This window comes from Streptomyces sp. NPDC003393 (assembly GCF_053589015.1).
This window is the reverse complement of record NZ_JBSFRB010000005.1, coordinates 58587-71373: the sequence shown is the minus strand read 5'-3', so window position 1 is coordinate 71373 and position 12787 is coordinate 58587. Positions and strand designations below refer to the sequence as shown.

Genomic DNA, 12787 nt, shown 5'->3' with positions numbered 1-12787 from the left:
CACAGGATGCCGCCCCTTCTCCTGGTGGACCGGAGTCCTCGTCGCAATCGGTAGTGAGGGTCGGGGACCACGACGAGAACTCCGGGGTCTCTGCCGGTCGCCGCCGGCGGTCCGGCCTACCGGTGGTCGCTGCCCTGCGACTGGGAGGCCGCGCGGCCGGCCTCCAGGCGGGCGACCGGGATGCGGAACGGGGAGCAGGAGACGTAGTCCAGGCCCACCTCGTGGAAGAAGTGGACGGACTCCGGGTCGCCGCCGTGCTCGCCGCACACGCCGAGCTTGAGGTCGGGGCGGGTGGCGCGGCCGGCCTGGGCGGCGGCCCTCACCAGGGAGCCCACGCCGTCCTTGTCGATCGTCTCGAACGGGCTGACGCCGAAGATGCCCTTCTCCAGGTACGCCGTGAAGAAGCTCGCCTCCACGTCGTCGCGGCTGAAGCCCCACACCGTCTGCGTCAGGTCGTTGGTGCCGAAGGAGAAGAACTCCGCGGCCTCGGCGATCTGGCCGGCGGTGAGCGCGGCGCGCGGCAGCTCGATCATCGTGCCGATCGCCAGCTTCAGACGGGCGCCGGTGGCCTCCTGGACCTCGGCGATGACCCGGTCGGCCTCCTCGCGGACGATCTCCAGCTCCTGGACGGTGCCCACCAGCGGGATCATGATCTCGGCGCGCGGGTCGCCCTTGGCCGCCTTGCGCTCGGCCGCCGCCTCGGCGATGGCGCGGACCTGCATGGTGAACAGGCCGGGGATCACCAGACCGAGGCGTACGCCGCGCAGGCCCAGCATCGGGTTCTGCTCGTGCAGCCGGTGCACGGCCTGGAGCAGGCGCAGCTCGTTCTCGTGCGGCTCCTGGCGGGACTCGGCGAGGGCCACGCGCACCGACAGCTCGGTGATGTCGGGCAGGAACTCGTGCAGCGGCGGGTCGAGCAGGCGGATGGTGACGGGCAGTCCGTCCATCGCCTCGAACAGCTCCACGAAGTCCTTCTTCTGCAGCGGCAGGAGCTGCTTGAGGGACTCCTGCCGCTCGTCCTCGGTGTCGGCCAGGATCAGCCGCTCGACCAGCTCGCGGCGGTCGCCGAGGAACATGTGCTCGGTGCGGCACAGGCCGATGCCCTGGGCGCCGAAGCGGCGGGCGCGCAGCGCGTCCTCGGCGTTGTCGGCGTTGGCGCGCACCCGCAGGCGACGCTTGCGGTCGGCGAAGGCCATGATCCGGTGCACGGCCTCGACCAGCTCGTCGGCGTCGTCGGCGCCGGCGTGCATCCGGCCCTCGAAGTACTCCACGACCGGGGAGGGGACCACCGGGACCTCGCCCAGGTAGACCTTGCCGGTGGAGCCGTCGATGGAGATGACGTCGCCCTCCTCGACGACGTGGCCGCCGGGGACCGTCATCCGGCGACGCTTGGTGTCGACCTCCAGCTCCTCCGCGCCGCAGACACACGTCTTGCCCATACCGCGGGCCACGACGGCCGCGTGGGACGTCTTGCCGCCGCGGGAGGTCAGGATGCCCTCGGCCGCGATCATGCCGTCGAGGTCGTCGGGGTTGGTCTCCCGGCGGACCAGGATGACCTTCTCGCCCGAGCGGGACCACTTGACGGCGGTGTAGGAGTCGAAGACCGCCTTGCCGACGGCCGCGCCCGGGGAGGCGGCGATGCCCCGGCCGATCTGCTCGACCTTCGCGCCGTCGTCGAAGCGCGGGAACATCAGCTGCGCGAGCTGGGCGCCGGTGACGCGCTGGAGCGCCTCGGCCTCGTCGATCAGGCCCTGGTCCACCAGCTGCGTGGCGATCCGGAACGCGGCGCCCGCGGTGCGCTTGCCGACCCGGGTCTGGAGCATCCACAACTGGCCGCGCTCGATGGTGAACTCGATGTCGCAGAGATCCTTGTAGTGGTTCTCCAGGGTCTCCATGATCTGCATGAGCTGGTCGTACGACTTCTTGTCGATGTTCTCCAGCTCGGCGAGCGGCACGGTGTTGCGAATGCCCGCGACGACGTCCTCGCCCTGCGCGTTCTGCAGGTAGTCGCCGTAGACGCCCTGGTGGCCGGAGGCGGGGTCGCGGGTGAAGGCGACGCCGGTGCCGGAGTCGGGGCCGAGGTTGCCGAAGACCATGGAGCAGACGTTGACGGCGGTGCCCAGGTCGTGCGGGATGCGCTCCTGGCGGCGGTAGAGCTTGGCGCGGTCGCCGTTCCAGGAGTCGAAGACCGCCTTGATGGCGAGGTCCATCTGCTCGCGCGGGTCCTGCGGGAAGTCCCGGCCGGCCTCGGTCTTGACGATCTTCTTGAACTTGGTGACCAGCTTCTTCAGGTCCGCCGCGTCCAGTTCCGTGTCGACGGCGACCTTCTTGGCCGCCTTGGCCGCCTCGAGGGCCTCCTCGAAGAGGTCGCCGTCGACGCCGAGCACGGTCTTGCCGAACATCTGGATGAGCCGCCGGTAGGAGTCCCAGGCGAAGCGCTCGTCGCCGGCCTGCTTGGCCAGTCCCTGCACGGACTTGTCGGACAGGCCGATGTTCAGGACGGTGTCCATCATGCCGGGCATGGAGAACTTCGCCCCGGAGCGGACCGACACGAGGAGGGGGTCGTCGGCCTGACCGAGCTTCTTGCCCATCCGCTCCTCGAGGGCGTCGAGGTGCGCACTCACCTCGTCGCGCAGGGCGGCCGGCTCCTCGCCGCTGTCAAGGTAGACCTTGCAGGCCTCGGTGGTGATGGTGAAGCCCGGAGGGACGGGGAGGCCCAGGTTGGTCATCTCGGCGAGGTTGGCACCCTTGCCGCCGAGGAGGTCCTTGAGGTCCTTGTTGCCCTCGGTGAAGTCGTAGACGAACTTCACCCCCTCAACACTGTCGCCGCGCTCGGCTACCTGGGGATCTTTGTTTTCCGACACGGGTCTCGACTCCTCGAGGACGCGGTGGCTGCCCTGACGGCGAGGAACATACCCAGATCGAAGGGGCCTTGGTACGTCCACTTGCGCGTCATGCGCCCGTAACCACTCGTCCGCCAGCGGATCGAAAGTCAAGGCTTGGCAAGCGGTCAAGGGCCGATGTTTTCACTTCTTGAACGAATCAACGCCGATAGAGCGCTCCTGTCGCTCATATGAGCAGGTCGCGGCACGTGTGATTTCGATCGATGAACGATCAAGGTGTGGCACTCAGTGCCATCTCTTGATGAGGTGCAGCCGCCCACGATCCGCTCATCTGAGCGTAAGCCTTATCAAGGGTGGCGAGAATCACGCTGCCACAGACGCCCGGATTTCACCATGCGGACGCGTGCCGACGTCGTTTGCCGGGTGTTTGCCGAGCGCCGTGAACAGGTGGCGTGGGCAGGCCGTACGGGACTGCGGCGGGTCCTCACTCCCCTGCGGGACCCGCCGTTCAGCGACGCCGCGTACGGGAAGGACCTCCGGGGTGCCTCAGCACACGAGTACAGACCGGCCATCGGCAACGACCGAGGCGGAGGTCGACACCGGGACCACGGCCCCACCCCCGCCGGCACCGGAGGCGACGGCACTGAGCACGACCGTCGCCGAACCGAAGACGGACCAGTCGGAGGCGGACGGACAGGAGGCCACGGCTCCCGGCCCGGATGAGCCGGACCTGCCCGAACCGAAGACGGACGAGCCGGATGCGAGCACGCCCGAGTCCTCCCCCCACGGGTCCGGCTCCCTCACCGCCCCCGACCCCTCCCGTTCCCCGCGCTCCCCTCTACGGCTCCTCCGTGTGTTCCGTCCCCGTACCGCGCGACGGGCATGGCGGCGCTGGCAGGTGGGGCATCCGGTGGCCGCGCGGGGCGTGTCCACGGCCGTGACCGGGGTGGCCCTGGTCCTCGTCCTTTTCGCACTGCTGCTGCCGAACAAGCAGCAGCAGTTGCATCCCGCGTCGTTCACGCGGATTCCGGTGGAGGCGTTGCTCGGGGCGGCGGTGCTGGTCGCGTTGCCGCGCAGGCCACGGGTGGTGGCGGCGGCGCTCGGCGGGGTGGCGCTCGGCGTGCTGACCGTGCTGAATCTGACGGACATCGAGTTCAACCAGTACCTCGGCCGCAGCTTCGACGTGATCCTGGACTGGCAACTGCTCGACGACGCGCAGTCGTACCTGGCGGACACCCTGGGCGGCACGGTCGCGCTGCTGGCCGCCGTCGCCGTGGTGCTCCTGGTCGTGGCGGTGCTCGCGGTGATGGCGCTGGCGGTGGTCAGGGTCGGGACCTTCCTCGGCCGGGACAAGTCACGTACGACCCGTGGGCTGCTGCTGGTCAGCGTGGTGTGGATGACGTGCTCGACCCTGAACCTCCAGATCTCCGGCATCCCGGTGGCCTCCGAGCACACGGTGACCATGCTCAAGTACCACGAGCAGGCGCTGCGTTCGACGATCCGGGACGAGCGCGCGTTCGCGAGGACGGCGAAGGCCGACGCGTTCGGGAACACACCGGGCCGTCAGCTCGTGCCCGACCTGCGGGGCAAGGACATGATCTTCACGTTCATCGAGAGCTACGGCCGCAGTGCGATCGAGGACCCGATCATGGCGCCCGGTGTGGACAGGACCCTGGACGCCTCCACCCAGGCCCTGGCCGAGGCGGGCTTCCACGCGAAGAGCGGCTGGCTGACGTCGGCCACGTACGGCGGCGGCAGCTGGCTCGGCCACTCCACGTTCATGTCGGGACTCTGGGTCGACAACCAGAACCGCTACCGCACGGTGACCTCCGGCGATCACCTGACCCTCACCGAGGCGTTCAAGAAGACGGGCGCCTGGGACACGGTCGGCATCATGCCGGGCGTGCAGAAGGGGTGGCCGGAGGCGCACTGGTACGGCCTGGACAAGGTCTACAACGCCTTTCAACTCGGCTACCAGGGACCGAAGTTCAGCTGGTCGACCATGCCCGACCAGTACGCGCTGGAGGCCTTCCAGCGCCTGGCGCACGGCAGGAAGCACGACAAGCCGCTGACGTCGTTCGTCATCCTGACCTCCAGCCATCAGCCCTGGGCGCCGATCCCGAAGATGGTTCCCTGGGACCGGATCGGTGACGGCTCGGTCTACAAGGGCATCGAGGCGGCGGGCACCAGGCCGCAGGACATCATCACCGACCCCACCCGGTCCCGGGAGGAGTACGGCAAGGCGGTCCAGTACTCGGTGACGGCCCTGACCCAGTGGCTCCAGCGCTACGGCGACGACGACACCGTGCTGGTCTTCCTCGGCGACCACCAGCCCATCGCCCGGGTCAGCGGCGACCACGCCAGCCGGGACGTTCCGGTCTCCATCGTCGCCAAGGACCCCAAGGTTCTCGACAGGATCGCCGACTGGGGCTGGACCGACGGCCTGCGCCCCGCCCACGACGCCCCCGTCTGGAAGATGAGCGCCTTCCGCGACCGCTTCCTGACGGCCTACGGCTCGACTCCGCATCCCAGGAAGAACTGACCGCTCGACGTCCCGCACGCGTCGCCACCGCGCCACCCGCGCCGAACGGCGCGGGCACCTGACATGGGGGCGACAGCCCTGGTGGGCCAGGGGCAGAGCCCCGGCCGGGCTCAGGGGCGCAGCCCCTGGGACGGTCACCTCTCTAGTGCTGTGACCGAGACGGGTGTGCGGGCGGGCGGAGAAGGCCCCGCTCACCCACCGGAGGTGTCCACCTCCGCGTCCGCACTCACGCCCGCGCAGTCGTACGGATCCCTCAGCCAGCCGTCCGGCAGCACCACCCGGTTGTTGCCGGACGTACGGCCGCGGGGCCCGTCCGCGCCGACCGGCCACGGCTGGTCCAGGTCCAGCTCGTCCAGGCCGGCGCGCAGTTCCTCCAGAGACGAGGTGATCGCGAGCCGTTTGCGCATCTCGGAGCCGACAGCGAAGCCCTTCAGATACCAGGCGACGTGCTTGCGGAAGTCGATGACGCCCCGCGACTCGTCGCCGATCCACTCCCCGAGCAGGGTGGCGTGGCGGACCATGACGTCCGCGACCTCGCGCAGGGTGGGCCGTACGCCGTGTCCCTCGCCGCCTCCGGCGCGAACATCCGCGTCCGTACCGCCCTCGAACGCCGTCACCAGGTCCGCGAACAGCCACGGCCGGCCCAGACACCCGCGCCCGACCACGACGCCGTCGCACCCGGTCTCGCGCACCATGCGCAGCGCGTCCTGAGCCGACCAGATGTCGCCGTTGCCGAGCACCGGGATCTCGGGCACGTGCTCCTTCAGCCGGGCGATCGCGTCCCAGTCGGCGGTGCCGCCGTAGTGCTGGGCGGTGGTGCGGCCGTGCAGGGCGATGGCGGTCACGCCCTCCTCCACGGCGATCCGGCCGGCGTCGAGGTAGGTGAGGTGGTCGTCGTCGATGCCCTTGCGCATCTTCATGGTGACCGGCAGGTCGCCGACGCCGCTCACCGCCTCGCGCAGGATCGCCCGGAGCAGGTTGCGCTTGTAGGGCAGGGCCGAGCCGCCGCCCTTGCGAGTCACCTTCGGCACCGGACAGCCGAAGTTCAGGTCGATGTGGTCGGCGAGGTCCTCCTCCACGATCATGCGGACGGCCTTGCCGACGGTCGCCGGGTCGACGCCGTACAGCTGGATGGAGCGGGGCGTCTCGCTCGCGTCGAACCGGATGAGCTGCATGGTCTTCTCGTTGCGCTCGACCAGGGCCCGGGTCGTGATCATCTCGCTCACGAACAGGCCCTTGCCGCCGGAGAACTCCCTGCACAGGGTGCGGAAGGGTGCGTTGGTGATGCCGGCCATGGGGGCCAGGACCACCGGCGGCCGGACGGGGTGCGGACCGATCTGCAAGGGGGACTCGGGCGTGGGCATTCCCCCATTGTCGCGTATCGACGGAGATCATGTATCGGTCATTAGTTAACCGCACTATCGAAATCGACTACGATGGAAGGCATGCCCGAGCTCAGCCACCGCCGGCGTCTGCTGGTGCTCGCGATCTGCTGCATGAGCCTGTTGATCGTGAGCCTGGACAACACCGTTCTGAACGTCGCCCTCCCCTCCCTGCAACGCGACTTTCACGCCACCACGTCCGGCCTCCAGTGGACCATCGACGCCTACACCCTGGTCCTGGCGTCGCTGCTGATGCTCGCCGGTTCCACGGCCGACCGGATCGGCCGCAGACGCGTGTTCATGACGGGCCTGGTCGTCTTCGGCATCGGCTCGCTGCTGTGCTCGCTCGCGCCCGACCTGGAACTGCTGATCGTCTTCCGCATGGTGCAGGCCGTCGGCGGCTCGATGCTCAACCCGGTCGCCATGTCGATCATCACCAACACCTTCACCGACCCGCGCGAGCGCGCCCGTGCGATCGGTGCGTGGGGCGCCGTGGTCGGCATATCGATGGCGGCCGGACCGCTGGTCGGCGGCCTGCTGGTGGAGTCGGTCGGCTGGCGTTCGATCTTCTGGGTCAACCTGCCCGTCGCCCTCGCCGCGATCCTGCTCACCCTGCGCTTCGTCCCCGAGTCCCGCGCCCCGAAGGCCCGCCGCCCCGACCCGGTCGGCCAGGTGCTGGTCATCGCCCTGTTCGGCGCGCTGACGTACGCGATCATCGAGGCACCGCACGCGAGCGCGGCCCTCGTGCTGCCCTTCGCCGCCGTGGCGCTCGCCGCTCTGATCGGCCTGCTGTGGTACGAGCCGCGCCGCACCGAACCCCTCATCGATCTGCGGTTCTTCCGCTCCGCCCCGTTCAGCGGGGCCACGGTGATCGCGGTCAGCGGCTTCGCGGCCCTGGGCGGCTTCCTCTTCCTGTCCACGCTGTACCTGCAGAACGTGCGCGGCCTGGACGCCCTGCACGCGGGCCTGTGGATGCTGCCGATGGCGGGACCCACCTTCCTGTTCGCCCCGCTGTCCGGACGGCTGGTCGGCAACCGGGGTCCGCGTCTGCCCCTGCTGATCGCCGGGACCGCCATGACGGCGAGCGCGGTGCTGTTCGCGGCCTTCGAGGCCGAGACGTCCGACCTCACCCTTCTGATCGGCTACCTGCTGTTCGGCATCGGCTTCGGCTTCGTCAACGCCCCCATCACCAACACGGCGGTCTCCGGCATGCCGCGCGCCCAGGCCGGCGTCGCCGCGGCGGTCGCCTCCACCAGCCGGCAGCTCGGGCAGACCCTCGGCGTCGCCGTGGTCGGTGCGCTGCTGGCCTCCGGGGTCGGCTCGTCCTCGTACAAGGAGGCGTTCGTGTCGGCCGCCCGGCCCGGGTGGTGGGTGCTGGTGATCTGCGGGCTCGCGGTGCTGCTGCTGGGCGCGATCACCTCCGGCCGCTGGGCCCGACGCACCGCCCAGCACACGGCCGACCGGCTCCAGGAGCACGAGGTCCGCCAGGCGGCGGGCGTCGGCGCCTGAGCCGCTTTCGAGGCCGACCTGACCCACTCCGGGGGCGGACGTGAGCCACTTCGCCGGGCCGGCCTGAGCCATACCCGGCGCCGGCCTGACCGGCCCATCGAGAAACCCGGACGAGCGGGCCCCGCGCTTTCGGCAGCCCGCTCTCAGGAGCCCCGCGCGTTCCGCTCCAGCGCGATCACGTGCAGCTTCTCCAGCCGCTCGCGCGACTCCTCGTCCCCCGGTACGTACGTCACCAGGCGAGGCCCCACCTCGGGGCTGACCCACAGGTCGGTGTGGTCGACGGTGACGCGGCCGACGTGGGCGTTGCGGAACTCCTTGCGCTTGCCCGCCGGGGCCACCACCTCGTGCCGGTCCCAGACCCGGCGGAAGTCGGGCGACTGGTCGCGCAGCCGCTTCAGCAGCGTCTTCCAGGTCGGGTCGGCCAGATGCCCGGCCATCGCGGCGCGGAACCGGGCCGTCATGTGCCGGGTGGCGTCCTCCAGGTGCACGATCGAGGAGCGCCACTCCTCGTGGGTGTACGACAGAACCAGACAGTTGCGGTCCTCGGGCGCCACCGCGTCCAGGTCGCAGAAGAGCATGCCGTAGCTGCGGTTGTAGGCGAGGATGTCGTACCGGCTGTTCTGGAGGCAGGCCGGGAAGGGCTCGATCTGCTCCAGCAGGGCCCGCAGGGCGGGAGTGACCGACGGGCAGGCGGCCGGCGGGGCCGGGTCCGTGGCCCCGGCCAGCTGGAACAGGTGGGCCCGCTCGCCCGGATCGAGCAGCAGGGTGCGGGCCAGGGCGTCCAGGACCTGCACGGAGACCTGGATGTCGCGGGCCTGTTCGAGCCAGGTGTACCAGGTGACGCCGACCGCGGAGAGGTGCGCGACCTCCTCGCGGCGCAGGCCCGGCGTACGACGCCGGCGGCCGCGCGGCAGACCGACCCGCTCGGGGGCGATGTGCTCGCGCCGGTGGCGCAGAAAGGCGGCCAGTTCATGCCGCCGGACCGCCGACGCGGCGGCCCCCCGGGATCGCGCGGCTGCGGGCTCGTCCCCCGCTCCGCCCGCCGCTTCCCGGATCCGCGTCTCGTGCGCCATGGTGGTCATGCCTCCAGCCTGCCCGCGCGCGAAGCCGGTTGCCAGGTAGTGCTCCTACCAGGATAAGAACACACTGGTACCCGTCTGAGCCGGGGCGCACGCTCGGATCCGTGACCACCCGAACCTTCACTTCGCGCACTGCCCGTCCCGTCGCGGCGACACCACCCGCGCTGGGCGCGCTCGGGCTCTTCACGGTGCTGCTGGCCGCGGCACTTCCCCTCGTCGACTTCTTCATCGTCAACGTCGCCCTGCCCACCATCGGCGGAGACCTGCACGCGAGCGAGGCCGTCCTGGAACTCGTCGTCGCCGGGTACGGGGTGGCGTACGCCGTCCTGCTGGTCCTCGGCGGCCGGCTGGGCGACCTGTTCGGCCGGCGCCGTCTCTTCCTCGGCGGCATGGCGGCCTTCGGCCTGACCTCGCTGGCCTGCGGGCTCGCGCCCGGAGCCTGGTCGCTGGTGGCGGCGCGGGTCGCCCAGGGCGCCTCGGCCGCCGCGATGCTGCCGCAGGTGCTCGCCACCATCCAGGCGACCACCTCCGGCCCGCGCCGGGCCAGGGCCATGGGCCTGTACGGGGCGACGGCCGGCCTGTCGATGGTGGCCGGACAGATTCTCGGTGGCGTCCTGGTCGCCGCGGACGTGTGGGGCACCGGCTGGCGCTCGGTGTTCCTGGTGAACGTGCCCGTCGTGATCGCCGGCCTGGTGCTGGCCGTCCGGGCCGTCCCCGAGACCCGCTCGCAGCGCCCGGAGCCGGTCGACGGCCCCGGCACGGTCCTGCTGGCGGTCTCCCTGGTGGCGCTGCTCGCGCCCCTCACCGAGGGGCGTGCGGCGGGCTGGCCGCTGTGGACGTGGCTGTCGCTGGCCGCGTTCCCGCCGTTGACGGCGGCGTTCTACGCCGTGGAGCGGCGGGCCGACCGGCAGGGCCGTACGCCACTGGTGCCGCCGAGCCTGTTCCGGCTGGTGTCGCTGCGCCGCGGCCTGGCGCTGATCGTGCCGTTCTCGGTCGGCTTCAGCGGCTTCATGTTCGTCATCGCGGTGGCTCTGCAGCGCGGCGCGGGTCTCGGCCCGGTCCCCGCGGGGCTGGCCCTCGCCCCGATGGCCGTCGTCTTCTTCTTCGTCTCGCTGGCCGGGCCCCGGCTGGTCGCCCGCCACGGCACGCGCGTGGTGACGGCGGGCGCGGTGGTGCAGCTGGCGGGCGTGGGCCTGATGGCGCTGGCCGTCCGGCACTCCTGGCCGCACCTCGGCGTCCTGGAACTGCTGCCCGGTGCGGCCCTGGCCGGCGCCGGACAGGCGCTCCAGCTGCCCGTCGTCTTCCGGATCGTCCTCTCCGAGGTGCCGGCCGCCCGGGCCGGGGTGGGCAGCGGGGTCATGATCACCGCCCAGCAGTCGTCGCTGGCGCTGGGCGTGGCCACGCTCGGCACGCTGTTCCTGTCTCTGGTCCCCGGCTCCGGCATGCGGGACGCCCTGGTCGTCACGCTGCTCGCCCAGGTGGCGGGCGTGGCGCTGACGGGCCTGCTCAGCCTGCGGCTGCCCCGCACGATCGGCTGAGGCCGAAGGGCCGGCACCGATGACGCCGACGGCCCGCCACCGAGGAGCGGCCGGTGCGATGACTTTCCACGGCGGCGCGAGTCGTCATCCGCGACGGGGAACGCTGTGACGACCGTGACGACCGGGAGGCCGGACGATGAGCGAACTGCACGACACCCTGCGACGGCACGTGGACGACGGCAGGGTGCCGGGCGCGGTGGGCCTGGTCGCCCGTGGTGACGAGGTGGAGGTGGTGGCCGTGGGGTCCGTGGACACCGCCCGTAGCGCCCCGATGACCCGTGAGTCGATCTTCCGGATCGCCTCGATCACGAAGCCGATCACCGCGGCGGCCGTGCTGATGCTGGTGGAGGACGGGCGGATCGGCCTGGACGATCCGGTGGCCGACTGGCTGCCGGAGCTGTCCGGGCCGGTCGCCGTCCGCACCCCGTCGAGCCCCGTGGACGACGTGGTCCCGGCGGCCCGGCCGATCACCGTCGAGGACCTGCTGAGCTCACGCACCGGGTGGGGCTTCCCCTCGGACTTCTCCCTCCCGGCGGTCCAGGCACTGTTCGGGGTGCAGAAGGACGGCCGGGCCCTGCAGCAGTGGCCGGAGCCCGACACCTGGCTGACGGAACTGGCCGCCGTACCGCTGCTGTATCAGCCGGGCGAGGCCTGGCTGTACGGCACGTCCTCCGACCTGCAGGGCGTGCTGGTGGCACGGGCGTCGGGCCGTACGCTTCCGGAGTTCCTGGCCGAGCGGGTCTTCGAGCCGCTCGGCATGCGGGACACGGCCTTCGAGGTCCCGGCGGCCAAGCGCGACCGCTTCACCAGCTACTACCGGGTCGCCGAGTCCGGCGCCCCGGAACTCGCCGACCGCCCGGACGGCGACTGGAGCAGCATCCCGCCCTTCCCGTCAGGCGGCGGGGGCCTTGTCTCCACGGCCGACGACTGGCTGGCCTTCGCCCGCATGCTCCTGGGCGGCGGCAGGGCGGGCGGCCACCGCCTGCTCGGGGATGCCTCGGTGAGCCGTATGACGACCGACCACCTCACCGCCGCCCAGCGGAGGATCGGCGCCCTCTTCATGGAGGGCCAGGGCTGGGGCTACGGGGGCCAGGTCGACGTGACGCCGGCCGATCCGTGGAACGTCCCCGGCCGTTACGGCTGGGTCGGCGGCACCGGCACCACGGCCCACCTCACCCCGGCGGGCAAGGTGACGATCCTGCTCACGCAGGTGGGCATGAACGATCCGACGCCCACCCGCCTGATGCGCGACTTCTGGCACGCGACCGTCTGACGGGGCGGGCCGGAGGGCACCCCTACGGCCGCAGTCCCCGCAGCAGCAGGTCCAGGACCGCGTCGAACTCGGCCTGGACGCCGGGCTGCTCCCACTCCCGCGCGTGGCACGGGTCGTGGAAGCGGCCGGTGGCGTGGAAGAGGGCGCGGGCCGCGGCGGCGGGGTCGGCGGCGGTGAAGGCGCCGACGGCGACACCCGCCTCGACGATCCGGGTCAGCTGGGCCGTGAGATCGTCGATGTGCTCGCCGACCACCGTGCCGTTCTCGTCGGTGAGGACCGAGTACGTGGCGAACAGCTCGGGGTCGTGGCCCGCCTTGCGGCGCTTGGCGTCGAACAGCCCCTGGAACCAGTCCCGCAGCCGCGTCTCGGGATCACGCCCCTCCTCGGCGGCTATGCGCGACAGGGCCTCGGAGGTGCGGTCGAGCCACCGTTTCGTCACCGCCTCGCGCAGCGCCGCCTTGGTGCGGAAGTGGCGGTAGACGCTGCCGTGACTGACACCGAGCGCGCGGGCCACGTCCACCACGGTGGCCTTCGCCGGACCGTGGCGGCGCAGCACCTCCTCGGTCGCCTCGAGGATGCGCTCGGCGGTCAGGGTCTCGGTGGTGGGTGACATGTCTTAGA

At 71.3% G+C, this 12787-nt stretch carries 8 protein-coding genes; 4 read left to right on the top strand and 4 right to left on the bottom strand.

From position 1 onward, the window contains the following. Positions 1-116 precede the first annotated feature (116 nt). Positions 117-2864, bottom strand: coding sequence for a pyruvate, phosphate dikinase (gene ppdK / locus ACWDUZ_RS07025; protein ID WP_451630766.1), 2748 nt, complete (start codon positions 2862-2864; stop codon positions 117-119). Between the two features lie 832 nt (positions 2865-3696). Here ppdK and ACWDUZ_RS07020 point away from each other — a divergent pair. After that, entirely contained in the window at positions 3697-5385 is a 1689-nt protein-coding gene (locus tag ACWDUZ_RS07020) for a CDP-alcohol phosphatidyltransferase (protein WP_451630947.1), read from the top strand. 191 nt (positions 5386-5576) lie between these two features. Here the strand turns inward: ACWDUZ_RS07020 and dusB are convergent, their stop codons facing one another. Then, complete coding sequence (gene dusB, locus ACWDUZ_RS07015; protein WP_451630765.1) at positions 5577-6749, bottom strand: tRNA dihydrouridine synthase DusB; 1173 nt, start codon at positions 6747-6749, stop codon at positions 5577-5579. A gap of 81 nt (positions 6750-6830) precedes the next feature. Here dusB and ACWDUZ_RS07010 point away from each other — a divergent pair, with 81 nt between their 5' ends. Continuing rightward, on the top strand, positions 6831-8276 hold the full coding sequence (locus tag ACWDUZ_RS07010; protein ID WP_451630764.1) for an MFS transporter: 1446 nt from the start codon (positions 6831-6833) through the stop codon (positions 8274-8276). Between the two features lie 143 nt (positions 8277-8419). On the opposite strand, the gene ACWDUZ_RS07005 is transcribed toward ACWDUZ_RS07010, so the two are convergent. Continuing rightward, the gene (locus ACWDUZ_RS07005; protein WP_451630763.1) at positions 8420-9358 is read right to left on the bottom strand and encodes a helix-turn-helix transcriptional regulator; all 939 of its coding nucleotides are present in this window, start codon (positions 9356-9358) and stop codon (positions 8420-8422) included. A gap of 101 nt (positions 9359-9459) precedes the next feature. On the opposite strand from ACWDUZ_RS07005, the gene ACWDUZ_RS07000 reads away from it, so the two are divergent. Both ACWDUZ_RS07000 and ACWDUZ_RS06995 read left to right on the top strand, forming a co-directional pair. Next, positions 9460-10893: an MFS transporter gene (locus ACWDUZ_RS07000; RefSeq protein ID WP_451630762.1), complete on the top strand. Its 1434-nt coding sequence runs from the start codon at positions 9460-9462 to the stop codon at positions 10891-10893. Positions 10894-11029: 136 nt separating this feature from the next. Beyond that, positions 11030-12166 carry a serine hydrolase domain-containing protein gene (locus tag ACWDUZ_RS06995; protein ID WP_451630761.1) on the top strand — a complete coding sequence of 379 codons (1137 nt, stop codon included), beginning with the start codon at positions 11030-11032 and terminating at the stop codon, positions 12164-12166. Between the two features lie 22 nt (positions 12167-12188). On the opposite strand, the gene ACWDUZ_RS06990 is transcribed toward ACWDUZ_RS06995, so the two are convergent. Continuing rightward, positions 12189-12779 carry a TetR family transcriptional regulator gene (locus tag ACWDUZ_RS06990; RefSeq protein ID WP_451630760.1) on the bottom strand — a complete coding sequence of 197 codons (591 nt, stop codon included), beginning with the start codon at positions 12777-12779 and terminating at the stop codon, positions 12189-12191. Positions 12780-12787 lie beyond the last annotated feature (8 nt).

Bases quoted from the DNA above. Each gene is read 5' to 3' on its own strand.
- dusB (WP_451630765.1), bottom strand. From the start codon at position 6,749: ATGCCCACGCCCGAGTCCCCCTTGCAGATCGGTCCGCACCCCGTCCGG.
- ACWDUZ_RS07010 (WP_451630764.1), top strand. From the start codon at position 6,831: ATGCCCGAGCTCAGCCACCGCCGGCGTCTGCTGGTGCTCGCGATCTGC.
- ACWDUZ_RS07005 (WP_451630763.1), bottom strand. From the start codon at position 9,358: ATGACCACCATGGCGCACGAGACGCGGATCCGGGAAGCGGCGGGCGGA.
- ACWDUZ_RS06995 (WP_451630761.1), top strand. From the start codon at position 11,030: ATGAGCGAACTGCACGACACCCTGCGACGGCACGTGGACGACGGCAGG.
- ACWDUZ_RS06990 (WP_451630760.1), bottom strand. From the start codon at position 12,779: ATGTCACCCACCACCGAGACCCTGACCGCCGAGCGCATCCTCGAGGCG.